Here is a 206-nt window from a genome sequence, read left to right on the forward strand (position 1 = left end):
CGACCGGGTCGAGGAGCTCGTGGCGCGGGCGGACGAGGGTCGGTGAGCACGGGATCGTCTCTCCCCGCTTTCATCACTGGCTCCGTTGAGATCCCATCGTTCGGGCACGAACCACGCCGAAACGGCTAGTCGCTGAAGCGTGTTTATAAAGCGGGTATTTCAGTAGAGACCGGGATGATGAGAATGGGATCGTTGCTGACGCGGTG

Source organism: Halorubrum halodurans (assembly GCF_002252985.1).
Taxonomy (GTDB): domain Archaea; phylum Halobacteriota; class Halobacteria; order Halobacteriales; family Haloferacaceae; genus Halorubrum; species Halorubrum halodurans.